Genomic DNA, 22,575 nt, shown 5'->3' with positions numbered 1-22,575 from the left:
ATGAAACAGCTGCTGATACTGCATGCCGGGCAGACCGAGGCCGGCCATACCTATGCGCTGGCGCAATCGGCGCGGACCGGTGCTGCTGCGCTGGCGGACGAGGTGGCAACTGTCATGCTGCCAGCGTTGCAGGCAGATCTACCGGACTTGCTGGCGGCACAGGGCCTGTTGCTGGTGACGCCAGAGAAGTTTGGCTATATGGCGGGCGCGCTGAAGGATTTCTTTGACCGTACCTTCTACCCCGCCCAGGGCAAGATAGCGGGCCTACCCTATGCATTGGTGGTGGTGGGCGGCAATGACGGCAGCGGGGCGGTCATGGCGGTGGAGCGTATTGCCCGGGGCTACCCGCTGAAAGCCATTGCCGAGCCACTGGTGGTCAAGGGCGCGCCCACCAAGGCGCAATTGCAGCAGGCCTGCGAGCTCGGTGAGGCCATGGCGGGCGGCATCGCCATGGGCATATTCTGAAGGAGTGGCAAGTGCCGCAAGGCTGGTGTGTCTATTTACTGCGCTGTGCCGACGATAGCCTCTATTGCGGTATCAGCAATGATCTGGCGGCGCGCATCGATACCCACAATCGTGGACGTGGTGCGCGCTATACGCGGGTGCGCCTGCCCGTGGTGCTGGCCTATGCCGAGGCGTGCGAGGACAGGTCCAGCGCCTCGCGGCGGGAGGCTGCCATCAAGAAACTGGACCGCAAGGCGAAGCTGGCCTTGGTGGCAGCAGGATGCAACTGATTGAAGAAAAAGGACTATGGCGCCGATTGGAAGAATCAATCGGCAGGTGCGCTTGAATTGACAGGAACCGGCCTGAAATTCTTGATTGGTTTACTCGGGTATTTGCTGCCCGGTACAATTGACCCCTATCGCATCAGGATCGCATCATGAACGCACCCCACAAGCCCGCGCCTCTCGAGGACGTGCAAAGCTCGCGCGATGTACGCAACATCGCCATCAACAAGGTCGGCATCAAGTCCCTGCGCCATCCCGTCAAGGTGGCCGACCGGGCCGATGGGGTACAGCATACGGTTGCCGGCTTCGATATGTACGTGTATCTGCCCGAGCACTACAAGGGCACGCATATGTCGCGCTTCGTGCAATTGCTGAACAGCCACGAGCAGGCGATCTCGGTGGCCTCGTTCGAGCAGATGGCGCGCGAGATGGTGGGGAAGCTGGAAGCGGAATCGGGCTATATCGAGATGCGCTTTCCGTTCTTCATGAACAAGACGGCGCCGGTATCAGGCGTGCAAAGCCTGATGGACTACGATGTCAGCCTGATTGGCGAGATACGGCAAGGGGTGTTTACCCAGACCATCAAGGTGGTGGTGGCCGCGACCAGCCTTTGCCCCTGCTCCAAGAAAATCTCCGAATACGGTGCGCATAACCAGCGCTCGCATGTGACCATCACCGCCCAGGTGAATGACAGGGTATGGCTGGAGGAGCTGATACGGGTGGCTGAAGAAGAGGCATCCTGCGAGGTCTACGGCATACTCAAGCGGCCGGACGAGAAGTATGTGACCGAGCAGGCCTATGACAACCCCAAGTTCGTGGAAGATTTTATTCGCGATGTGGCCGCCAGGCTCAATGGCGACCCCCGGATAGACCGCTATGTGGTGGAGGTGGAAAACTTCGAGTCCATCCACAATCACTCTGCCTACGCCTTGATCGAGCACGACAAGCGCACGGCCTGAGCCAGGTAAGCATGAAAAAACCGCCCGAGGGCGGTTTTTTTACGGGCCTGTGATGCTGAGCGGCGCTTACTCGTGCACCGGATAGGGCAGTGGCAAGAAGGTGAGTAGCGGACCCTCTGGGCTGTCGAGGTGGACGCCGTGCTCTACGCTGGCCATCTGTACCACGACCAGCGCTTCCCATAGACCTTCGCCAGCCGGCGCGGCCTGGGCAACCTGGCCGCTGGCCTGGCCGTTCATCTCCGGACTGTAGACAGCCTGCCCAGCCTGCATGGGGGCGGTGGCACTTACCCGGAAGGTACGGCGCTTGAGCTTGCCCAGGTATTGGGTGCGGGCGACGATTTCCTGGCCGGGATAACAGCCCTTTTTGAAGCTGACGGCGCCGATCAGTTCCATATTGGCCATCTGCGCGACAAAGGCCTCTTGGGTTTCGGGCAGTATCCAGGGTATGCCTGCGCGGATGTCCGACAGCGTCCAGGCAGCCGTGCCCGATGCCTGGGCGCCAGCGGCCAGCAGGGCGGGCCAGGCAGCCATGGCGGCGTCGAGCGTCAGGCAGAGCAGCAGGCGATCCTGCCCCAGCCTGGCAAGCAAGCCGCCGGCCAGCTTGATGGTCTGCATGGCTTCGGCCGGTGCCGAGCCGAACACGGCCAGGGCGATGGCGGTGGCTTGCGGGCCATTCAGGCCCAACAGCACGCGCTCATCGCTGGCATCGCTGGCGCGGGTCTTGCTGCGCAATACATACATGCTCAGGCGCTTCTGCACACCTGCCTGCAAGGTGCGTGGCAGCATCAGCAGGATATCGTCAGCTTCACGCAATACCAGGAAGCTGGCCAGCATACGGCCCTTGGGCGTGGAGTAGCAGGAGTATTGGCAACCGTCGGCGGGCATTTTCTTGAGATCGCTGGACACCTGGCCATGCAGGAACGCCAGGGTCTCCTCGCCGCTGAAGCGTATCAGGCCGAACTGCTGCAATGGCACCAGCACGGTGTCTGCTGCCGCAGTGGGAAAGCTGACCTGACCCTGTTCATCGGTGTGTGCGCCCTGGCTTGCCAGGTAAGTGTGCCAATCCATTGCTACTATTGCCTCCAAATGACGATCGCCGACCAGGGGCCGGCGATATCCATACTGATGATTAACTGTCGGCCTAACCGTCGGTTATCACATAGGTTAATGGTTAAAAGATCTGCGTGGTGTTCTCGCTGCTGCCTGGCTTGTAAGCGCCGGCCGAACGCAGCTCGGGGGCATCCAGCGTACCGGCGATGGCCAGCGGCGCGTTGACCACGATGCTGCCGCTGGACAGGCGAGTATTGATACGTCCACCCAGCTTGCGCTCGGGGCTGATGGTCAGGCCACCGCTCGCCGAGAACTTGCCTGAGTTCAGTTGCAGGCTGCGCAGCGAGACCTGGGTGTCCTCCAGCAGGTATTCGCCCGCCAGGGTATCGAAGCGGGTCTGGCCGCCGCGTTGCAGCACCGATGGACTCTGCGACTTGAGTGGTGTGATCAGGTCGAAGTTATGCAGGTTGCCATCGCGCACCGAGAACTTGACCGACACGCGGCGCTTGGAGAACAGGTTCTCGTAGCTGTCGCCACTGAACTCGAAATCGGCAGTGGCTGCCATGCGGCCGGTGGAGCGGGTGGTCGCACTGGCCAGCGAGATCAGCGGTTCAACCTGCATGCTGCGTGTCTGCAGGCTGCCTGTCAGCTTCCAGCCCTCTACCCAGCTCAGCTGTGCCACACCCACGGCAGGTGAGCCGAAGATCAGTGCCTGGACGTCGTCAATCAGAATGCCGTCCTTGTCGGCCACGCCGCGCAGTATCAGCTGGTCAAAGCGTGCATCGGGGTAAGGGCCGGGGGCTACCCAGTTGTTGGCGGTAAAGTCGAGGCCGAACTTGTCGCCCTCAGGCTTGATGGTCAGGGTGGCGCGCTCGTCTGCATCGGACAGGGTAACCAGCTTGAAGGTGCCGTCCTGATTCAGCTGCAAGGTGCCGGACAGCGGGCCGATCTTGCGTTGGGTCAGCTGTATGGTCAGGTCTTTCAGCTTGAGCTTGGCGAAATTGATATCGCGGCCGCCCGGGTTGGGCTTGAGCCGGCCCGGCAGGGAAAGCGCAAAATCCTGCTTGAACTGGGCTTGCTCCAGTACCACGTCGGTCAGCTCGGTACGCAGATTGATCAGGTTGCGCAGGGTAATGGGCACAATGACCTGACCAATTTCTGCCTCGCCCTGCTTGCCCATGGTCAGCTGCTTGAGCGCCAGTTGGGGTTTGGGGTCGTAGCTGAATGCGATATCGCTGATGCTGACAGGAATGTCCAGGCGTGCGCTAACTGCCTGTTCGATATCGGCTTTGTAGCTATCGTAGGGGAATAGCAGCGGGATGGCCGCCACGATGGCAACCAGAACCACAACTATGATCAACAGTTTCTTGAGGGCAGACATGAGGCCTTCTTATAAGTTTGAAATCGAAACGGGTGTTGACACGCCAAGCACAGCCTTTTAGTATAGCGGCTTCTTTAGTTCCTCGATAGCTCAGTCGGTAGAGCGCCGGACTGTTAATCCGTAGGTCCCTGGTTCGAGCCCAGGTCGAGGAGCCAAGTTTCCAAAAGCCGCACAGTCGAAAGATTGTGCGGCTTTTGCTTTTTCCGCAAGGGTGTTTGACGCGAAGAATAGTAATCGCTAAAACACCTAGGTGCCTGCCACGGATTTCTGCGACTGCGTATGCGATTAATCATATGGCATGCAACTGGCTGGCGTCGCCAACGTTAAACCGAGAGGATCGCATGACAATGGCAAATGAACAAGCTGCCAAACTGCCCTTGATGAAGCGATTGATCCTTGCCATGCGTGGCGGCGTGGGCGGAGGGCTGTCTGCCATGCTGGTGGTTTTGCTAGTGGCGCTGGTGATTGCCATCGGTGCGGGCGGTTTTCTGGGCGGCCTGGTGATGGCGACCAAGCGTAATCTGCATGCCGAGCAGAACCTGATTGCCCAGGTGAAAACTGCCAAGCAGGCGCAAGCCAAACTGCTGGCCGAGAAGGCAGGGCTGGAAAAAGAACTGGAAGTGGCCAAGGACGCCAGCAGCATGCTGGGCAAGGATGTGGCTACCCTGAAGGAGCAGTTGGCCGCAGCCCATATCGAGCGCGAAACCATGAATAAGGTGCTGGCTGAAATCAGCGAAAGCCTGCGTAATGGCGGTGCTGCAGCCAATCCCAAGGCCGCCGCAGTGGTGAAGGGCGCCATGCTGAAGTTTGGCGACAAGGAGTGCGAACTGGAGGGCGGCGCCATCAAGAGCAAGGACGATGTGAAATGCCTGAACCTGAAGGATGCCATCGATGCCATGAATAGCGGGCCGGGCGGCTATGGCGCCAAGCCCGCCAAGCCGACAGAGGCGCCTGCGGCCAAACCGGTACAGAAGGGGCATTGAGCGACCGGGCGGTAGGCGCTGAGCGGCATGGCATGCCGCTCAGCCTACAGGGCGCACAGGCTCAAACACGTCAGCGCCTTGGCCGCAAAAAACCGGCGCCATCTCAAGATGGCAGCCGGTTTTTTACAGGCTCAAACAGCCTTACCAGATACGGATGCGATCGGCCTCTGGCTTGAACATGCCGTCACCCGGTTGGGTGTTGAACGCCTGGTGGAAGGCGCTACTGTTCATCGCCGGGCCCAGGGCACGGAAATCATCGGGCGCATGCGAGTCGGCGGTCAGGCGTCGCAGGCGTTCCTGCTCGCGTATCTTGCCGCGCCAGATTTGGCCGAAACCGATGAAGACGCGCTGCTCGCCGGTAAAGCCGTCGAGCGTGGCCGATGGCTTGCCGTTCAGGCTCAGCTGGTAGGCCTTGAAGGCTATCTGCAAGCCCGACAGGTCGGCGATGTTCTCGCCCACGGTCAGTCGGCCGTTGACGAAATGCTTGGGCAGCGCTTCATAGCGGCTGTACTGCGCCACCAGCCTATCGGCCAGCTTGTCGAAGCTTTTGCGATCGACCGGGCGCCACCAGTTGCGCATATTGCCGTCACCGTCGTACTGGCTGCCCAAGTCGTCGAAACCGTGGCTGATCTCATGGGCAATGATGGTGCCGATCGCGCCATAGTTCACGGCGTCATCTGCATCGGCCTTGAAGAATGGCGGTTGCAGCATGGCTGCCGGGAATACGATCTCGTTCAGCGGTGCGTCGTAATAGGCGTTGACGGTTTGCGGTGTCATGCCCCACTCGTCGCGGTCAACCGGCTTGCCCAGGAAGGTCAGCTTGTACCGATAGTTGAACCGATTGGTGCGCAGCACATTGCCCACCAGGTCATTGGCACGGATATCCAGACCGCTGTAATCGCGCCATCTGCTGGGATAGCCGACCTTGACCCGATACTTGGACAGCTTGTCCCTGGCGGCGGCCTTGGTGTCCGGGCTCAGCCAGTCGACATTGTCCAGGCTTTGCTGATAGGCCTTGAGCAGGTTGCCGGCCAGGGTTTCCATCCTGGCCTTGGCTTCGGCGGGGAAGTACTTGGCAACGTATTGTTTGCCCACGCTTTCACCCAGCGAGTTGTTTACCATGCTCACTGCACGCTTCCAGCGTGGGGACATCTGGCTCATACCACTCAGGGCCTTGCCGTGAAAATTGAAACGGGCCTCGGCAAGCGGCTTGCTCAGCAGGTGCGCCGTGCCGTCGAGCACGCGCAGGCGCAGATAGTCACGCCAGACCTCAAGTGGTTCGCTCGCCACCAGTTGGCCCACCACCTTGGCGTAGCTCGGTGTGCGCACATCGACTACCTGGACCTCGCTCATCTCGGCACCGTCGAGGAAGGCTGCCCAATCGAACTTGGGCGCGGCCTTGGTCAGGCCGGCACGGTCGAATTTATTGTGCGACTTGTGCGGGTCGCGTAAAGCCGTACCGTCCCACTGCGATTTGGCTAGCCGGGTTTCCAGTGCCAGCACGGCTTTGGCGCGGCGAGCCGGATCAGCCAAACCGGCCTGGCGAAGCAAGGCTTCCAGATAGTTGAGATAGCTGGCGCGGGTGCTTTTGTAGCTGGCGTCATGCTTGAGGTAGTAGTCACGGTCGGGCATGCCCAGGCCGTGTTGGTCGACCATCACCACATACTGGGAGGGGGCGTTGTCATCGACATTGACATAGGGCCGAAGCGGCCCCTCCATACCCTGCGCAGGCAAACGGCCAAGCAAGCGGGTCAAGCCCTTGCGGTCGGTGATGCCGTCTATCTCGGCCAGTAGGGGCTTGATCGGTGCCATGCCCAGGCGGTCGGCCAAAGCTTCGTCCATAAAGCTTTGATACAGTGCGGCCATTTGTCGGGTCTCAGGGCTGTCGGGGTGGACGACCGCTGCCTCCACAATCTCGCGTACCCGCTTCTGCGACAATTCATACAGCTCGTCAAAGGTACCCCAACTACTTTCGTCCGCAGGGATTTCGGCTTGCTTGATCCACTTGCCATTGACGGCCTGAAACAGATTGTCCTGGATACGGACGCTGGGGTCGAAATGGTCGAGTTCGATGCCGGAGCGCCCGGCGGCGACGGCAGGCAGGGCCAGCATAAGGAGCAGGGCAAGCCGGCTCGGGTGGAGAATCATCCTTCTATTTCCTTGTGTAGGGCGGCAAGAAACGGCGGCCAGGCAAGCATCCGCAGTGTAAACGGCGTAGCAAAGCGATGCCGTGGCGCTACGACAGGGTATCAGGCGCAGAGTGCCGTGAGCGCCAACAAATTGTGCGTCCGACGGACTTTGCGGCGAGTCTGGCCGTCACCAGGACTGCAGGAATCCAGTCGAGCGTAGCCGCACTTGGGTATGCCCAACAGCAAAGAACCCGCCTAGGGGCGGGTTCTTTGCAGGGTACTGCAGTAGCACTAGCCAGCCATCATCACTTCACGCGATTGGCGTACATAAAGCTTTCCAGCCCCGATTCAGCCAAGCTGAACCAGCCTTGCTCGATGCCGCGGAATTTCTTCCATTCGGTGTAGACCTTCTTGAACGAAGCATTCTTGGCGGCTTCTTCCTCGTACAACTCGAAGGTGGCTTTCTGGGCGGCCTTCATGATGTCGGCCGGATACTTGTGCAGCTTCACGCCGGCTTGCAGCAGCCGCACCAGGGCCTGGGGGTTCTTGGCGTCATACTCTGCCTGCATGGAGATGGCGGCTTCGGCAGTGGCCACTTCAAAGGCGGCCTGGTAACTCTTGGGGAGCTTTGCCCACTCGTCCAGGTTCACGTAGAAGGAAATCTGCGGACCCGGCTCCCACCAGCCTGGGTAGAAGTAGTTTTTGGCGACCTTGTAGAAGCCCAGCTTTTCATCGTCGTAGGGGCCTACCCATTCGGCGGCATCAATGGTGCCTTTTTCCAGAGCGGGGTAGATATCACCGCCGGCCAGCGTTTGTGGGACGGCGCCCAGGCGCGACCAGACTTCGCCGCCTATGCCGGGAATACGGATCTTCAGGCCTTTGACGTCGGCCAGCGATTTGACCGGGTTGCGGAACCAGCCGCCCATCTGGGTGCCGGTGTTGCCGCCGTAGAAGCTGATGACCTTGTAGTCGCGCAGGAACTCCCGCATCAGTTGCAGGCCGCCGCCGTAGTACATCCAGGCAGCTTGCTGGCGCGACGACAGACCGAAAGGCACGGCAGTGTCGAAGGCGAAGGTTTTGTTCTTGCCCACATAGTAGTAACCGCAGGTGTGGCAGGCCTGCACCGTGCCGTTCTGTACTGCATCCAGTGCTTGCAGGCCGGGGACGATTTCACCTGCAGCGTGTACCTTGATCTGGAACTTGCCGTCGGTGAGGTCGGACACGCGCTTGGCCAACTGCTCGGCGCCGCCATAGATGGTTTCCAGGCTCTTGGGGAAGCTGGAGGTAATGCGCCATTGAATGCTGGGTTCGGCCGCTGCGATGGCGGGGGCGGATATCCCTGCGGCGGCAACGCCGGCTACGCTGGCCTGTTTGAGAAAACTACGTCTTTCCACGGTCTGCTCCTTCTTCTTGGGTTGGAGTGCGATATGGACCGCACCCATCTACTGAACCAAAACGTAAAGAAACTACGGCGACTTGCCTGCCTCCTCAAGCAGGGCTGCCGCAGGGTCGGGCTCCGGCTCGGCGCCGGCAGGTAGAGTGGCGCCGCTGCCTTCCATCAGAGCTGCACCGCCATCGCCCTCGGTCTGGTCGGGCGCGTCTTGCGGCAGGCTTTGCAGGATTTCTTCGGTGGTCTGCGTGCTTTCCGCCGCCGGGCCATGCAGGGCGTGGGTGACCAGTTTGGGGAAGGCGATCACCAGGGCCACCATCAGGATCTGGATGATGACGAAGGGAATGGCGCCCCAGTAGATATCGGTGGTCTTGATGCTCTTGGGGGCCACGCTGCGCAGGTAGAACAGGGCGAAGCCGAAGGGGGGGTGCATGAAGGAGGTTTGCATGTTCACCCCCAGCATGACGCCAAACCAGACCAGGTCGATGCCCAACTTGGCGGCGATGGGTGCCAGTAGGGGGACGATGATGAAGGCAATCTCGAAAAAATCGAGGAAGAAGGCCAGTACGAAGACCAGGATGTTGACGACCACGAGGAAGCCGACGACGCCCCCCGGCAGGCTGTCGAACAGGTGCTCTACCCAGGCATCGCCATCCACTCCGATGAAGGCGATACGGAAGACCCGGGCGCCGATGAGGATGAAGACGACGAAGGTGGTGAGCTTGAGGGTGGAGTTCATGGCCTGACGAGTCAGGTCCAGATTCAACTTGCCCTTGATCATGGCCAGGATAATGGCGCCGGCAGCACCCATTGCGCCGCCTTCGGTGGGGGTGGCGACCCCCAGGAAGATGGTGCCGAGGACCAGGAAGATCAGCATCAGGGGGGGCACCATGACGAACACCACCCTTTCTGCCGCACGGCTGAGTAGCCCCATCTTGGTGACGCGGTTGACGACAGCGGCGCCAAAGGCGATGGCGATACCGATCAGGGCGGAGACGATAATGCGCTCGTCCATGGGCCTGTCGGTGGCGGCATAGTGGAACTGGTCGTACGCCACGCCGGCCACGATGGAAACGGCCAGTAGTGCCAGTAGTGATGGTGTGCCGCTGGAGCCGTTGTCCTCGCGCAGGGTGCGGGCTTCGGGCGGCAGGGCGGGGGCCGCATTGGGGCGCACTACCGTGACGATGAAGACATAGAGCACATAAAGCAGGACCAGGGTCAGTCCTGGCACCAGCGCGCCGGCATACATGTCACCCACCGAGGTACCCAACTGGTCGGCCAGCACGATCAACACCAGAGAGGGGGGGATGATCTGCGCCAGTGTGCCGGAAGCGGCAATCACACCGGAGGCCACTCTGGCGTCATAGCCATAGCGCATCATGATGGGCAGCGAGATGAGCCCCATGGAGATGACCGAGGCGGCCACAACGCCGGTGGTGGCGGCCAGCAGGGCGCCCACGAAGATGACGGCGTAGGCGAGGCCACCGCGGATGCGCCCAAACAGCTGGCCTATGGTCTCCAGCATGTCCTCGGCCATGCCTGATCGCTCCAATATCAGGCCCATGAAGGTAAAGAAGGGGATGGCCAGCAGGGTGTCGTTGCGCATGATGTCGAACACCTGCTGCGGCAGGGCTTGCAGCAGGGCAGCGGGCATAAAGCCCAGTTCGATGGCAATGACGGCGAACAGCAGGCCGACGGCAGAAAGCGAGAAGGCAACGGGATAGCCGATCAGCAGAAACAGGATCAGCGAGGCGAACATCAACGGCGCCATGAATTCGGGGCTCATGCCTTGTCCTCCTGCTTGCGCTGCGGATCCAGATTCTGGGCGATCACTTCTGCAATCTGGCCGGTGTGCTTCTCCGCCGGATTGGGAATCAGGCCTTGCAGGAAGGCCAGCCGCTTGATGATCTCAGCAACAGCCTGCAGGATCAGCAGGGTAAAGCCGATCGGAATCAGTGCCCAAACGGGCCAGCGGACCAAGCCCCCTGCGTCACTGGAGGTTTCGCCCGAAGTCATCATCTGGGTCATGACCGGCCAGGAGAAATACAGTACGGCGATGGCCATCGGAAGCAGGAAGAGCAGCGTGCCCAGGATATCGACCACGGCTTGCTTGCGCGGTGACAGCCGGCTGAGCAGGATATCGATGCGGATGTGCTCGTTGTGCTTGAGGGTGTAGGCCGCTCCGAGCAGGAACATGGCGGAAAACAAATACCACTGGATTTCGAGGAAGGCGTTTGAGCTGGTATCGAACGCCTTGCGGATCACTGCGTTGCCGGCGCTGATCAATACGCAGATCAGTACCAGCCACTTGGCCATCTGGCCGACACGCTCGTTCAGCGTATCGATCCAGCCGGCCAGACGGAGTAAGGCTTGCATCTTGGATTGTCCCCCTTGTTCTTGGATGCTCCTTCATCCCTGGCCTGCAACCGTTTCGGGGCTGGCTTGGCGGGATTAGAGCATTCGCACCATAGCATAGGGCGAAAGCTGCTGATAAGCGTGCCGAGGGGGTATTTCCGTAAACCCTGATAACTTGGGAGGCCTGTTGGGTACCTAATGGTGCTGACGGTGGTATTTGTGTTGCCTGAAAAGCAAACAAGCCACCCCGCAGGGTGGCTTGTTCGATGCAGCGAGCTGCGATCAGGCCAGGGCGTTGGCGATGCGTGCCAGGGCTTTCTCGAGATTGCCCATGCTGGTGGCAAAGCTGATGCGGAAATAGCCTTCGGCGCCAAAGGCGGAGCCGGGGACCACGGCAACGTCCTGCGCTTCCAACAGGTAGCTGCCCAGAGCCAGATCGTTGGGGGCGGCGATCTTGCCTTCCTTGTACAGATTCTGGATGGCCTCGCGGGCGTCTACAAAGGCGTAGAAGGCACCGCCGGCGGTCAGGCACTTGAGGCCACGGATGCCGTTGAACGTGTTGACCACGAACTCATGGCGCTCGTTGAAGGCCTTGAGCATGGGGGCGAAACACTCGTCCTGCGGGCCGTTGAGCGCGGCCTCGGCGGCCACCTGGGAGATGGAGGTGGGGTTGGAGGTGGATTGCGACTGGATGTTCTCCATGGCCTTGATCAGCCACTCGGGGCCGGCCGCATAACCTATGCGCCAGCCCGTCATGGAATAGGCCTTGGAGACACCATTGAGCAGAATGGTCTGGGGATACAGCTCGGGGCAGGCATTCAGGATATTGGAGAAGGTGGTGCTGCCCAGCATCACGTGCTCGTACATGTCGTCGGAAGCGATCATGACCTTGGGGTGCTTCTTGAGGACTTCACCCAGAGCCTTGAGCTCGTCCAGGGTATAGACGGCGCCGGTGGGGTTGGAGGGCGAATTGATCACCACCAGCTTGGTACGTGGGGTAATGGCAGCGGCCAACTGGGCGGGGCTCAGCTTGTAGCCTTGTTCGATGCCACATTCGACGATGACGGGCTTGCCCTCTGCCAGGATGACCATGTCGGGATAGGACACCCAGTAAGGCGCCGGGATGATGACTTCATCGCCTGCGTTGATATAGGCCTGGCAGAGGTTGTAGAAGCTCTGCTTGCCACCGCAGCTGACCAGGATCTGCTTGGCGGTGTAGTCGAGGCCTTGATCGCGCTTGAACTTGGCGACGATGGCGTTTTTCAGGCCAGGTGTGCCGGAAACCGGGGTGTACTTGGTGAAGCCTTTGTTGATCGCGTCAATCGCGGCGGCCTTGATATGGTCGGGCGTGTCGAAGTCGGGCTCGCCGGCAGCCAGGGCAATGACATCACGGCCATCGGCCTTGAGTTTCTGTGCCTTGGCGGTAATGGCAAGGGTGGGCGATTCCTTGATGGCTTGGACGCGATGCGAGAGTTCCACGACAGGCTCCTGAATTAAGCGGGAAAAAACAGAGGGAGGAAGATTCTATCAGCCGCTGGCTGCTTTGTGCGGTGCAAAAACGCCCGGCGCGCCGAGTGGCGGGCCGGGCGTTCCGGGGGCATGGGGCTGACCATGCGGCGCCTGCTTGCGTTGGCTAGAACAGGTAGGCAAATAGGGAGGAATCGCCCTGCACGACCTGGCCGTTGATGGTGACGGAACCGGTGGTGCTGGCCGCGGTGATCTCGCCTGTGGGAGTGATGTTGAGCACGAACACCAGGTTGTTGAACACCACGTTGTAGGTGGTGCCGGCGTAGGTGTAGACCAGCGGGCCGTTGTAGCTGACGCGGTAGATGCCGTCGGTGTAGTTGTAGTTGAGGCCGAAGGTCAACGAGCCGTTGGCGGTAAAGCCAGGTGCGTTGGGTGGGGCGAAATTGCTGAAAGTGAGGGTGCCATCCCAGGTGAGCAGGGTGGGTGCGGGCACCGGGGTGGTGACGAAGCTGATACAGATCTGCCCGGTCATGGACAGGTGCCCGCCGGAGACCTGGGCAAAGAAGTCGCTGCTGCTGTCGATGACTGTGCATTGTGACGGCAGGTTGGTTGCCTGGGCCGTGGGCGCAAGCAGGACGAGTGCAAGGCCGAATAGCGCGAGTAGTTTCTTCATGGCGAGGTCTCCCAGGGGGCTGGCTTGGAATTCTCAGTCTAGAAAATTGCCAGCCCGGCGCCAGGGGAATCGACGCCATTTATCCGATATTTTTCACCATGATAAAGTCGTCCATAAGGTAGCCGTGGCCGATATCCACGGTAACGCTGTCGCGTACGGTAAAGCCGTTGCGGGTGTAGGCCGCGATGGCTTTTGCGTTGTGCTTGTTGACCGCTAGGACCAAGGTGGTGCATTGCCGTGCCTGGGCTTGCGCCACTACGTGCCGCAGCAACTGGCTGCCCAGGCCCTGGCCGTGCAGATCGGGTAGCAGGTAGAGCTTGTCCAGTTTCATTTCGCCAGGCGCGTTGCAGTAATACTGCGTGAAGCCAATGACCTGTTCGCCAGCCAGGGCCAGATCAAGCCACTGATCGGGGCCGCTGATCTGGTGCAGCAGGGCGGTGGGGTTGTAGCGCTGGGCCAGCATGTAATCTATCTGCGCCATGCTGATGATGGCCGGGTAGTGCTGGCGCCAGATGATATCCGCCAGGGTGGCGATGGTGGGTATGTCGGCAGGGGTGGCGGGGCGGATGGTGACGGGTGTAGGCATGGGCTGATGACTCCAGCGGGTACGCTAGGGAGCGCCCGCCTCTACGGTATCGGCTGCTGCAAGCAGCCTGGGGGATATCAAACCGCCTTGCGGGAAAAATCCCGGGGGCGGAAGCCCAGTGCAGCCAAGGTGGCAAAGTAGACGAGGGCGCCGACGCCGACCAGCAGGGCCAGCTTGCCGGCCTGGAGGGCGTTGGAGCCACCATGCCAGCTGCCCAGCGCTGTCTGTAGCCACCAGAGCAAGGCGGCCATTAAGCTGACGGCCAGGCCCAGCTTGCGGAGGAAGGCGAACCAGCCGGCGGCGGGAGTATAGATATTGCGACGGCGCAGGCCGGCATAGAGCAGGCCGGCATTGAGGCAGGCGGCCAGGCTGATGGAGAGGGCCAGGCCGGCATGGCCCAGGGGGCGATAGAAGGCCAGGTTGAGCAACTGGGTGACGATCAGGGTGACGATGCCTATCTTCATCGGGGTTTTGACATCCTGCTGGGCATAGAAGGCCGGCGCCAGCACTTTGATGGAGATCAGCGCCATCAGGCCGACAGCGTAGGCGCTGAGGGCGTGCTGGGTCATGGCAGTGTCGTGGGCGTCGAACTTGCCGTGCTCGAACAGGGTGGCGATCAGGGGCTCGGCGATCACGGCTAGGGCCACGGTGGCGGGCAGGGCCAGTAGCCAGCACAGGCGCAAACCCCAGTCGAGCATGGCGGAGTAGTCATCGTCCTGCCCCTGGGTCTTGAGTCGCGCCAAGCTGGGCAGCAGGATGGTGCCCAGGGCAACGCCGAGCACACCGGCGGGGAGTTCCATCAACCTGTCTGCGTAGTTGAGCCAGGACATGCTGCCGGCCTGGAGCCAGGAGGCAAACTGGGTATTGAGCAGCAGGCTGATCTGGGCGATGGAGACGCCGAACAAGGCGGGCACCATCTGCTTGAGCACTCGGGTAACGCCGACATCGCCCAGGTTGAGCTTGGGCCGGCTGAGCATGCCTATGCGGGCCAGAAACGGGAGCTGGAAGGCCAGTTGGGCCACACCGCCTACCGCAACGGCGATGGCCAGGGCGAAGATCGGCTCCTCCAGGTGCGGAGAGAGCAGAATGCCGAAGGCGATCATGGAGAGATTGAGCAAGGTGGGCGTGAAGGCCGGGATGCTGAATCGGTTCCAGGTATTCAGGATGCTGCCGACCAACGAGGACAGCGAAATCAGGAGGATATAGGGGAAGGTGATGCGGGTAAGCTGGACGGCCAGGTCGAACTGGCTGCTATCCTTGCTGAAGCCCGAGGCCGACAGCCAGACGATGGCAGGTGCGGCAATCACGCCCAGTACGGTGAACACCAACAGTACGAGGGTGAGCAGGCCGGCGATATCGGCGATGAACTCGCGGGTGGCATCCTCACCACGCTGCGCCTTGTATTCGGCCAGGATGGGGACGAAGGCCTGCGAGAAGGCTCCCTCGGCAAAGATGCGGCGGAACATATTGGGCAGCTTGAAGGCCACCACGAAGGCATCCATGGCGTGATTGGCGCCAAACTGGTGGGTATTCATCACTTCGCGGGCCAGCCCCAGGATGCGTGACAGCATGGTCATGCTGCTGGTGCGGGCAAGGGCTTTGAGCAGATTCATAGGGCCAAGTCATTGACAAAACGATGGCAGTGTACGCGATGATTGCCATCGTGGTGCAGAGTGGGCATAATGCGCGGTTTCGCGATAGTCCTTTTACCGGTTTAAGGAGTTGATTTAATGGCAAATAGCGCACAAGCCCGCAAGCGTGCCCGTCAGGCCGCCAAGGCGCGCCTTCACAACCAATCCCAGCGTTCGGAATTCCGCACTGCCGTCAAGAAGGTGCTGAAGGCCATCGAGGCTGGCGACAAGGCCGCCGCCGCTGAAACCTTCAAAGCTTCGGTCAGCAACATCGACCGCCTGGCCGACAAGGGTGCATACCACAAGAACAAGGCTGCTCGTCACAAGAGCCGTCTGGCTGCTGCCATCAAGGCAATGGCCTAATCGTTTCGTCAGAAACGATAGTCGCAAGACATAGACAAACGAATCGCTGGCCAGCATCGAATGTCCAAGAACCCGCTCCCAGGAGCGGGTTTTTTGTTTTTGTCGTCGCCGTCCTAGCGGCTATCGGTGTCGGCACGACGCAGTGCCAGGAAGGCCGACGGCTCCCAGCTGCGCAGCGCCAGCAACAGGCTGGTGCCTTGCGTGGGAAGGTGGCCCTGATCAAGACAGTCTGCGTGCAGCTCGTCGAACTCCTGCAGCAGTCGCAACAGCCGTTGCTGCAGTTTGACGGCGGCAGCAGGGGAGAGCATGGCGTGCTGAAAACGCAGTAGCTCACCAGAGGCATGGAAGGGTGCATCCAGGAAATCGTCCTGTATCCGCGCACGGAAAAAGCGATGTATGGGGCCGTTGGGCAGCCAGGCAAAATCCCGTGCTACCCGCAGCTTCACCCGGTTTTCGGGCAGGAGCTGTATCAGCCCCAGTTTATCGAGCTGCAACAAGGCGGCGACACCCTCTGCCGGCGTCAGCTGGTATTGCTGGACGATTTGCGTCAGGGGCCAATGATTGAGTGTGCAGACGGCCACCAGCAACAACTTGGGGCTGGCAACCAGATCCGCTTCCTGCGCCTCGCTCAGGTGCTGCAACTGGGGTTGAGCGGCCTCCATCTCGCGCACCAGGTCGCCCAACTCCAGGCCTGCCAGTTGGCAAATGGCATCAAGCGTCTGCAGGCTCAGGCTGCAGTGCGAAAACTGACGTTTGACACTGGCCTCACTCAGCCCCAGATGCGGGGCGACCTGGGCATAGGTGAGCCCCCTGGCCTTGAGGGCGCGCTTGAGTGCACTGACCAGTTGCTGGGTTTGTGACATGTTCTGCCTTTGAGTATCGATTTTCGATACCTTAAAGCCTATTTTCTGATGATCTTAATGGCAAGGTTTATTTGGCGATGCTGTTTGGGCAAAGTGCGGGTCACTTAACCCGGAGCAAGCCTTGATGACCCTCGTACTTTCCCGCGATCTATGTCTGGCCGTAGTGCTGTCTGCCCTGCTGGCCATGGGCTGGCATGGCCCCATAGAACAGGCGGCCACCTATCACCAATTTGCCGATACCCGTGCCTGGTTGAGCCTGCCCCATGCGGCCGATGTGTTGTCCAACCTCGGCTTTCTGGTGGTTGGGCTTGGCGGCATAGGCCATATGCTGAGCCGCGAAACCGGACTGCGGCGTGGTGATCTGGGTTACGGCCTGTTTTTCCTCAGCCTGATGCTGACGGCAGCGGGCTCGGCCTGGTACCACCTGTCGCCCGACAATGCCCGCCTGGTATGGGACAGGCTGCCGATTGCGCTGGCATGTGCCGGTCTGCTGGGGGCAGTATTCTGCCGTTGCCACGAGCAGCTCAGGGAATGGGCCGTGATGGGTGGCTTGGTGGTCGCTGCAGTGTTCAGCGTTGCCTGGTGGCGCTGGACCGACCTGCAAGGCCTGGGCGATTTACGCCCCTACCTGTTGCTGCAATTGCTGCCGCTGGTATTGATACCCCTGCTGCAGGCCGGTAGCGGCACTGGCCGCAAGGAGCGGCTGGGATTTGCTCTCGCCATTGCTTGCTATGTGATCGCCAAAGGCTGTGAACTGGCTGACCATGCCATCCTTGAGGGCCTGGTTGTGGTCAGCGGGCATACCTTGAAACATGTGTTCGCGACGGTTGCGGCAGCGGTGTTGGCGTGGGTTTATGCATCCACTCACAGCGAAGATTCATGAGTGGTTTTGAACCCCAAGGCCTCTCTGGCGCCCGCTCGGCAGTGGTCGCACCACGGCAACCGGGGTTCATAACAGGCTCTAAGAGCCTGTCCAAGGCCTTTTCGCCACGTCGTTCGCAGCTTTGCCGGATGAAGGGCAAGGCGCAAGACGCGCAGCGGTACGGGTACCGTAAGCGGCTTGCAACGCAGCCGTTCGCCGGCAAGGCTGCGAACCCGTAGGGCTGAGCTGGAAAACGACCATTCACTGCGTTGTGGCGCTTGGCAATAACTTGTTATTGCCCGCGCACCACGCCTTGTGCCTGGCCATTTTCCAGATCAGCGACGTAGCGAAAAGACCTTGAACAGGCTCTAAGAGGTACGCATCAACTTGAGATAGTCACCTCGCCCCAGCTCGCAATGGCTGGGGGTGTCCGATTCCTCGGCCGTGGCCTCGACGGCGACTTTGACGTAGCGGCCTAGTTGCCGCCAGATGGCGATGGAGATGTGTTGGGTAAAGGCCGCCTGGTCTTCGCCCTCAGGCAGCTCAGCCTCCATGGCGATCTCCAATAGCCAAGCACCGCGAGCTTGGCGGCGGTTGACCCAGGCCGGGCTAAGCCAGGCTTCTCGTATGGCCGACAACACGCGGGAGGGCTCGCTGCTGCCTAGGGGGTAGACGGACAAGTGGACGTGATGGCGCAAAGGCATGATGGACTCGGAGTCTGTTCACCGACTTGCTGCGCGGCCCTGGTCCTAGTGCTGGGTGTATATGGCAGCCCGACCGCGCTGCATCGGGCAATCACATAGCGGGGCTTGGGCGCTATGCTGAACTGCTGGCACAAGCATCGGGAAGATGAAGCAGTACCAGCGGTGACCATACCTCGTTTTATCAAAACCCCTGCGGCATCGCAATGTGAGTTGATCGACAGGCTGAGTAGACTGGTGATATAGAATGGGGCATCCAGACCAGCCCTTACCTGCGCCATGAGCCAAACTGACATCACTTCCAACATGCCACGCATCCTGGTGGTGGACGACTCCCGTATCGTTCGTGCAACGGTCAAGAAGCATCTTTCCACACAGTTCGACATCGTCGAAGAGGCTGATGGCGAGGCGGGCTGGTCGCGCCTTGAGGCAGACCCCGAGATACTGGTGATGATGACCGATCTCAGCATGCCCAAGCTCGATGGCTTCGGGCTGCTGGGGCGGGTGCGTAAATCCCAGGATGCCCGCATCAAGAATACGCCGGTCATCGTCATCTCGGGAGAGGAAGATCTGGAGGTCAAGCAGCAGGCCCTGGAGCGTGGCGCTAATGACTTCGTGACCAAATCGACCGATCGCGCCGAAATGCTGGCGCGGGTATCGGCCGCGGCCAAGCTGGCCCGCACCGCGCGCGAGCTGCGGGCCACGGAGGAGTCGCAGGCACGTACTGCTACCACCGACGCCCAGACCGGGCTGGCGACCGAGCACATGCTGCATGTCGAGGGCGACAAGGCCATGGCGCATGCGGCCCGCTACCATGGCGAAACCACGCTGGTGCTGTTTGAGCTGGATAAGTTTGACGAGGTGACAGGGGAGCTGGGCGAGGCGGCGGCAGGCCAGTTGATCAATCTGGTAGCCAAGCTGGTGGCGGGCAAGCTGCGCAAGGAAGAGACATTGGCACGCCTGGACGGCCCTTGCTTTGCCGTGATGCTGTACGCCAATTTCAGCGGTGCGACCATTTACGCCGAACGCCTCAAGGAGACGATTGCGGCAGCCAAGGTCAATTTCCGTGGCCAATCACTGCGCATCACTGCCAGTATCGCTCTGGCCAACTCGGTGCAGGACGGCCTGGCCGACTTTGACGGCATGCTGGGGCTGGCCCAGCTCCGGCTGGCTCGCAAGCGGGCAGGTGTGGTTCAGCCCGTGGCAGAAGGCTCGACCCAGCCATCGGACATGACAGTGGCAGAGGCGCTGGCCCTGATAGCGCAAGGCAAGGAGGCGCTGGTGCAGCCACAATTGCCACGGCTGCTGGAGAGCCTGCAGCCGTTGCTGGCCTTGGCGAGCACGCCTACCGCGTAGGCGGTCGCCAGCCAATCGGGAACCGGCCGTCTGTGTCGGTTTTCCCTGATACTGTCGTAGCAGCCCAACATTCTGAGCAGTGTTGTTGCAAATACGTATAGAAGAATTGCCCCGCACGACAACTTGTAAGACGATCATCCCCAATTCCCGGGCTGCTACCCTGTGTTCGCGGCTCGACGGAATAGTGCGTACCAGCACATCAGGATGCTGGCAGCCAGGCCGACAAGAGCGGTCAGGCAGTCGGGATCACACTAACTGACCACTATTGATTCGGGAGATCACTCTAATGAGGATCAAGCAGCTCGCTTATGCGATCGGGATGATTGGTATTGCCACTTCGGTCGGCTTTGCCCATGCCGCAGAAGAAGCCTCGAGTACCGAGAAGATCGAAATCACCGGCTCGAGCATCAAGCGTCGTGCCAACCAAGGTAGCCTGCCTGTTCAGGTGATGACCAAGGAAGAAATTTCTCGTAGTGGCGCCACCAGCACTGAGCAATTGCTGGCGTCGATTTCCGCCATCTCCTCTGCCGGCGGTACGACCAACTCGACGGGCGCAGGTTCCTCGACTTACGGTTTGTCCTCGATCTCTCTGCGTGGTCTTGATAGTGATCGCACCCTGGTGCTGGTTAACGGTCGTCGCGTTGCTGCCTTTGCTGGCGGTGGCGGTGCCACTGTTAACGTGAACTCCATTCCGCTTTCCGCCATTGAGCGCGTGGAAGTGTTGAAGGATGGCGCATCGGGCGTTTATGGCTCGGATGCCATCGCCGGTGTGGTCAACTTCATCCTGTCGAAGAACTTCAAGGGTGTTGAGCTCGGTGCTCAGGCTGGCCAGGCAACGCGTGATGGCGGCGGCGACAGCGAGAAGTACTCGATCGTGGCAGGTTTCGGTAGCCTGGACGATCATGGCTTCAACATCACTGTTGCAGGCTCCTACGAAAAAGAAGATGTACTGAAGGCCAAGGACCGTGAGTTTGCCAAGAGCGGTAACGTCCTGCCCTACTTCACCAACGGTGCCACAGGCCAAGGGAATATCGAAGGTGTATGGGTGAATGGTGATCGCCATCCTACCCTGTGGGGAACCTCGCCAGCTTCGGGTTACGGTAACCCTGCTGCTGTCGGTGGCAAGTGCGCCTCCATTCAGATGTTCAATGCAGGTACCACCAGCAAGGGCGGACCATACTGCGCCTATGACAGCGCGCCTGATGTCGGCCTGGTGCCGGATCGTGAGCTGACCAACTTTGCTGCCAACTTCTCGGCGAAGCTGGGCGAGAACTTGAGCTTCTTCGGCGATGCGCTGTGGTCGGAAAGCGTGGTGAAGCAGAGCTTCCAGGCCAACCCAGTGCGTAACAGCTTCCTGGTAACCGACTCGCTGTTTGCGGCTCAGGGCGTGGATGCTGCGCTGCTGATGAAACCGAGCAACCCCAACTACCACATCGCTGCGGACTACCTGAATTCCATTGGTGCCGGTGCTTTGGTTGGTCAGACGCTGGCTGTGACCTCCCGTACCCTGGGCTTCGGTGGCCGTAAGGGCGAAGATAAGTCTGAGCAGTCGCGCCTGGTGGCGGGTCTGCGCGGCAACTTTGCCAGCCAGGACTTTGAAGTTGCTTACTCGGTTAACAAGAGCGAGACCAATTCGCGCGTTACCGATGGCTACTTCTCGCAAGTGGCGTACGCCAAGATCATCAATGACACCAACTCTTGGAACCCCTGGGCGCCGGATGGTATAGGCAATGCCAGCGTGCTGTCGGCACTGAAGGGTGCTGCCTACGTGGGCCCAAGCCTGAGCGCCGAATCTACCAGCGATGTGTTCGACGGCAAGATCTCGGGTGACCTGTTCGATCTGGGCGATCGTCCGGTGCAGTACGCGGCTGGCTTCCAGCATCGTAAGGAAGAGTACATCACTCGCCCCAGCGCGGCGCTTGAGACTGGTGATATTGCTGGCCTAGGCGGCAGTGTGCCACCGGTGAACCGCGACCGTAATGTGCGCGCATTCTTCGGTGAAGTGGTTGTGCCAGTGCTCTCCAACTTGGAAGCCAACCTGTCGATCCGTAATGACCGATACAACGACGTGGGTTCCGCCAACAATTACAAGGCATCTCTGCGCTGGAATCCGACACGCGCCTTCATGGTCCGTGCTTCGGCCGGTACGGGCTTCCGTGCACCTACCCTGACCGACCTGTGGCGGCCTCAGTCGTTGGGTACCTCCGAGCAGTTCACCTACAAGAACCCCAAGGACGGCAAGGTCTACGAGGATGTGCAGGTCAATTCGCTGACTGGCGGTAATCCCAACCTGCGTCCTGAAGAATCAGACCAGTCGTCGGTCGGTTTCCAGTTCTCGCCGAACTCCAAGTTCACCATCGGTGTGGATCTGTGGAACGTGAAGGTGGAAGATATCCTGTCGACACCGTCGGCACAGGAAACCGTTGCTGGCTTCCTGAAGGGTGATTCTGCCTACGCTGGCAAGGTGACGCTGGATGCCAACGGCGACGTACAGAGCATCGTTCAGACGCTGGCAAACGTCGGTAGCGCCAAGGTTAGCGGCGTTGACCTGGACCTGGCCTACCGTGACAACTTCAGCTTCGGCCGTATCGAAGTGGCGTTGAACGGTACTTATATGTCCAAGTTCGACCAGACCAGCCCTGGCGGTTTCCTGTCGCACAAGGTTGGTACCATTGTTGAGCCGGACGGCAATCCTGTGCTGGATGCTGATCAGGGCGGCGTGGTGCTGCGCTGGAAGCATGTTCTGGCAGCTAACTGGTCGACTGGCCCTTGGGCTGCTGGCATCGCTCAGAATTTCTACAAGCGCTACGAGGCTGGTAACGATCTGAACGGTGACAAAGTCTTCGTGCCTAGCCAAGCTATCTACGACCTGAACCTTGCCTATAGCGGCATCAAGGGTCTGAAGCTGGGCCTGGGTGTGAAGAACCTGTTTGATCGCGATCCACCGATCTTCGTGCCCGTCAGCAACCAGTTCCAATATGGTTATGACATCAGCCTGTACGATCCGCGAGCCCGTTTCGTTTACTTGAACGCCAGCTATAAGTTCTTCTAAGCGAAGTTAAGCTGTAGTTGCTTGTACGCGCGGTAACTTAGCGATA

The 22,575-nt window shown here is 60.3% G+C and carries 21 protein-coding genes and 1 tRNA gene; 10 read left to right on the top strand and 12 right to left on the bottom strand.

What is annotated here, in order from left to right; genetic code table 11:
- Genes QWZ03_RS20640 through folE2 form a run of 4 tightly spaced genes read left to right on the top strand, consistent with a single transcriptional unit; the run spans position 1 to position 1,687 of the window.
- Entirely contained in the window at positions 1–465 is a 465-nt protein-coding gene (locus tag QWZ03_RS20640) for a flavodoxin family protein (RefSeq protein ID WP_290334492.1), read from the top strand.
- An 11-nt stretch (positions 466–476) separates the two neighbouring features.
- Positions 477–734: a GIY-YIG nuclease family protein gene (locus QWZ03_RS20635; RefSeq protein ID WP_284198392.1), complete on the top strand. Its 258-nt coding sequence runs from the start codon at positions 477–479 to the stop codon at positions 732–734.
- Positions 735–884: a hypothetical protein gene (locus QWZ03_RS20630; protein WP_284198393.1), complete on the top strand. Its 150-nt coding sequence runs from the start codon at positions 735–737 to the stop codon at positions 882–884.
- Positions 881–1,687, top strand: coding sequence for a GTP cyclohydrolase FolE2 (gene folE2, locus QWZ03_RS20625; RefSeq protein WP_290334491.1), 807 nt, complete (start codon positions 881–883; stop codon positions 1,685–1,687). Before QWZ03_RS20630 ends, folE2 begins: the two co-directional genes overlap by 4 nt.
- Positions 1,688–1,753: 66 nt before the next feature.
- Here folE2 and ygfZ read toward each other — a convergent pair whose 3' ends face one another.
- Together ygfZ and QWZ03_RS20615 are read right to left on the bottom strand one after the other, a co-directional pair.
- Positions 1,754–2,755, bottom strand: coding sequence for a CAF17-like 4Fe-4S cluster assembly/insertion protein YgfZ (gene ygfZ, locus QWZ03_RS20620; protein WP_290334490.1), 1,002 nt, complete (start codon positions 2,753–2,755; stop codon positions 1,754–1,756).
- Between the two features lie 103 nt (positions 2,756–2,858).
- Positions 2,859–4,118 carry an AsmA family protein gene (locus QWZ03_RS20615; protein WP_290334489.1) on the bottom strand — a complete coding sequence of 420 codons (1,260 nt, stop codon included), beginning with the start codon at positions 4,116–4,118 and terminating at the stop codon, positions 2,859–2,861.
- Between the two features lie 79 nt (positions 4,119–4,197).
- Between QWZ03_RS20615 and QWZ03_RS20610 the strand changes: the two genes are divergently transcribed.
- A tRNA-Asn gene (locus QWZ03_RS20610) sits at positions 4,198–4,273 on the top strand.
- 192 nt (positions 4,274–4,465) lie between these two features.
- Entirely contained in the window at positions 4,466–5,101 is a 636-nt protein-coding gene (locus QWZ03_RS20605; RefSeq protein ID WP_290334488.1) for a hypothetical protein, read from the top strand.
- A 141-nt stretch (positions 5,102–5,242) separates the two neighbouring features.
- Here the strand turns inward: QWZ03_RS20605 and QWZ03_RS20600 are convergent, their stop codons facing one another.
- From QWZ03_RS20600 to murJ, 8 genes are all read right to left on the bottom strand, one after another.
- Positions 5,243–7,249 (bottom strand): M13 family metallopeptidase, encoded by a 2,007-nt coding sequence (locus QWZ03_RS20600; RefSeq protein ID WP_290334487.1) that lies wholly within the window; start codon positions 7,247–7,249, stop codon positions 5,243–5,245.
- Between the two features lie 286 nt (positions 7,250–7,535).
- Positions 7,536–8,624 (bottom strand): TRAP transporter substrate-binding protein, encoded by a 1,089-nt coding sequence (locus QWZ03_RS20595; RefSeq protein ID WP_290334484.1) that lies wholly within the window; start codon positions 8,622–8,624, stop codon positions 7,536–7,538.
- A 72-nt stretch (positions 8,625–8,696) separates the two neighbouring features.
- Entirely contained in the window at positions 8,697–10,406 is a 1,710-nt protein-coding gene (locus QWZ03_RS20590) for a TRAP transporter large permease (RefSeq protein ID WP_290334483.1), read from the bottom strand.
- The gene (locus QWZ03_RS20585; RefSeq protein ID WP_290334482.1) at positions 10,403–10,996 is read right to left on the bottom strand and encodes a TRAP transporter small permease subunit; all 594 of its coding nucleotides are present in this window, start codon (positions 10,994–10,996) and stop codon (positions 10,403–10,405) included. Before QWZ03_RS20585 ends, QWZ03_RS20590 begins: the two co-directional genes overlap by 4 nt.
- Positions 10,997–11,257: 261 nt before the next feature.
- Entirely contained in the window at positions 11,258–12,454 is a 1,197-nt protein-coding gene (locus QWZ03_RS20580) for a pyridoxal phosphate-dependent aminotransferase (protein ID WP_290334481.1), read from the bottom strand.
- 154 nt (positions 12,455–12,608) lie between these two features.
- On the bottom strand, positions 12,609–13,115 hold the full coding sequence (locus QWZ03_RS20575) for a hypothetical protein (RefSeq protein ID WP_290334480.1): 507 nt from the start codon (positions 13,113–13,115) through the stop codon (positions 12,609–12,611).
- A gap of 79 nt (positions 13,116–13,194) precedes the next feature.
- On the bottom strand, positions 13,195–13,701 hold the full coding sequence (locus tag QWZ03_RS20570) for a GNAT family N-acetyltransferase (protein ID WP_290334479.1): 507 nt from the start codon (positions 13,699–13,701) through the stop codon (positions 13,195–13,197).
- 77 nt (positions 13,702–13,778) lie between these two features.
- Entirely contained in the window at positions 13,779–15,314 is a 1,536-nt protein-coding gene (gene murJ / locus QWZ03_RS20565) for a murein biosynthesis integral membrane protein MurJ (protein ID WP_290334478.1), read from the bottom strand.
- Between the two features lie 117 nt (positions 15,315–15,431).
- Here murJ and rpsT point away from each other — a divergent pair, with 117 nt between their 5' ends.
- Entirely contained in the window at positions 15,432–15,695 is a 264-nt protein-coding gene (gene rpsT / locus QWZ03_RS20560) for a 30S ribosomal protein S20 (RefSeq protein ID WP_284198405.1), read from the top strand.
- Between the two features lie 113 nt (positions 15,696–15,808).
- On the opposite strand, the gene QWZ03_RS20555 is transcribed toward rpsT, so the two are convergent.
- The gene (locus QWZ03_RS20555) at positions 15,809–16,558 is read right to left on the bottom strand and encodes a helix-turn-helix domain-containing protein (RefSeq protein WP_290334477.1); all 750 of its coding nucleotides are present in this window, start codon (positions 16,556–16,558) and stop codon (positions 15,809–15,811) included.
- 124 nt (positions 16,559–16,682) lie between these two features.
- Between QWZ03_RS20555 and QWZ03_RS20550 the strand changes: the two genes are divergently transcribed.
- Entirely contained in the window at positions 16,683–17,441 is a 759-nt protein-coding gene (locus tag QWZ03_RS20550) for a hypothetical protein (RefSeq protein ID WP_290334476.1), read from the top strand.
- A 347-nt stretch (positions 17,442–17,788) separates the two neighbouring features.
- On the opposite strand, the gene QWZ03_RS20545 is transcribed toward QWZ03_RS20550, so the two are convergent.
- Positions 17,789–18,124, bottom strand: a complete 336-nt coding sequence (locus tag QWZ03_RS20545; protein WP_290334475.1) for a hypothetical protein — start codon at positions 18,122–18,124, stop codon at positions 17,789–17,791.
- Positions 18,125–18,427: 303 nt separating this feature from the next.
- Here QWZ03_RS20545 and QWZ03_RS20540 point away from each other — a divergent pair, with 303 nt between their 5' ends.
- Both QWZ03_RS20540 and QWZ03_RS20535 read left to right on the top strand, forming a co-directional pair.
- Positions 18,428–19,477, top strand: a complete 1,050-nt coding sequence (locus tag QWZ03_RS20540) for a GGDEF domain-containing response regulator (RefSeq protein WP_290334474.1) — start codon at positions 18,428–18,430, stop codon at positions 19,475–19,477.
- Positions 19,478–19,742: 265 nt separating this feature from the next.
- On the top strand, positions 19,743–22,529 hold the full coding sequence (locus QWZ03_RS20535) for a TonB-dependent receptor (RefSeq protein ID WP_290334473.1): 2,787 nt from the start codon (positions 19,743–19,745) through the stop codon (positions 22,527–22,529).
- The last annotated feature ends 46 nt before the right edge of the window (positions 22,530–22,575 follow it).

It is taken from the genome of Chitinimonas viridis (assembly GCF_030409555.1).
GTDB lineage: Bacteria > Pseudomonadota > Gammaproteobacteria > Burkholderiales > Chitinimonadaceae > Chitinimonas > Chitinimonas viridis.
This window is presented reverse-complemented; position numbering and strand designations above follow the sequence as displayed.

What these genes read in the sequence shown, in the direction of transcription:
- QWZ03_RS20640 (WP_290334492.1), top strand. Translation starts at nt 1, where the DNA reads ATGAAACAGCTGCTGATACTGCATGCCGGGCAGACCGAGGCCGGCCAT.
- folE2 (WP_290334491.1), top strand. Translation starts at nt 881, where the DNA reads ATGAACGCACCCCACAAGCCCGCGCCTCTCGAGGACGTGCAAAGCTCG.
- ygfZ (WP_290334490.1), bottom strand. Translation starts at nt 2,755, where the DNA reads ATGGATTGGCACACTTACCTGGCAAGCCAGGGCGCACACACCGATGAA.
- QWZ03_RS20615 (WP_290334489.1), bottom strand. Translation starts at nt 4,118, where the DNA reads ATGTCTGCCCTCAAGAAACTGTTGATCATAGTTGTGGTTCTGGTTGCC.
- QWZ03_RS20605 (WP_290334488.1), top strand. Translation starts at nt 4,466, where the DNA reads ATGGCAAATGAACAAGCTGCCAAACTGCCCTTGATGAAGCGATTGATC.
- QWZ03_RS20600 (WP_290334487.1), bottom strand. Translation starts at nt 7,249, where the DNA reads ATGATTCTCCACCCGAGCCGGCTTGCCCTGCTCCTTATGCTGGCCCTG.
- QWZ03_RS20590 (WP_290334483.1), bottom strand. Translation starts at nt 10,406, where the DNA reads ATGAGCCCCGAATTCATGGCGCCGTTGATGTTCGCCTCGCTGATCCTG.
- QWZ03_RS20585 (WP_290334482.1), bottom strand. Translation starts at nt 10,996, where the DNA reads ATGCAAGCCTTACTCCGTCTGGCCGGCTGGATCGATACGCTGAACGAG.
- QWZ03_RS20575 (WP_290334480.1), bottom strand. Translation starts at nt 13,115, where the DNA reads ATGAAGAAACTACTCGCGCTATTCGGCCTTGCACTCGTCCTGCTTGCG.
- QWZ03_RS20570 (WP_290334479.1), bottom strand. Translation starts at nt 13,701, where the DNA reads ATGCCTACACCCGTCACCATCCGCCCCGCCACCCCTGCCGACATACCC.
- murJ (WP_290334478.1), bottom strand. Translation starts at nt 15,314, where the DNA reads ATGAATCTGCTCAAAGCCCTTGCCCGCACCAGCAGCATGACCATGCTG.
- rpsT (WP_284198405.1), top strand. Translation starts at nt 15,432, where the DNA reads ATGGCAAATAGCGCACAAGCCCGCAAGCGTGCCCGTCAGGCCGCCAAG.
- QWZ03_RS20555 (WP_290334477.1), bottom strand. Translation starts at nt 16,558, where the DNA reads ATGTCACAAACCCAGCAACTGGTCAGTGCACTCAAGCGCGCCCTCAAG.
- QWZ03_RS20550 (WP_290334476.1), top strand. Translation starts at nt 16,683, where the DNA reads ATGACCCTCGTACTTTCCCGCGATCTATGTCTGGCCGTAGTGCTGTCT.
- QWZ03_RS20545 (WP_290334475.1), bottom strand. Translation starts at nt 18,124, where the DNA reads ATGCCTTTGCGCCATCACGTCCACTTGTCCGTCTACCCCCTAGGCAGC.
- QWZ03_RS20540 (WP_290334474.1), top strand. Translation starts at nt 18,428, where the DNA reads ATGCCACGCATCCTGGTGGTGGACGACTCCCGTATCGTTCGTGCAACG.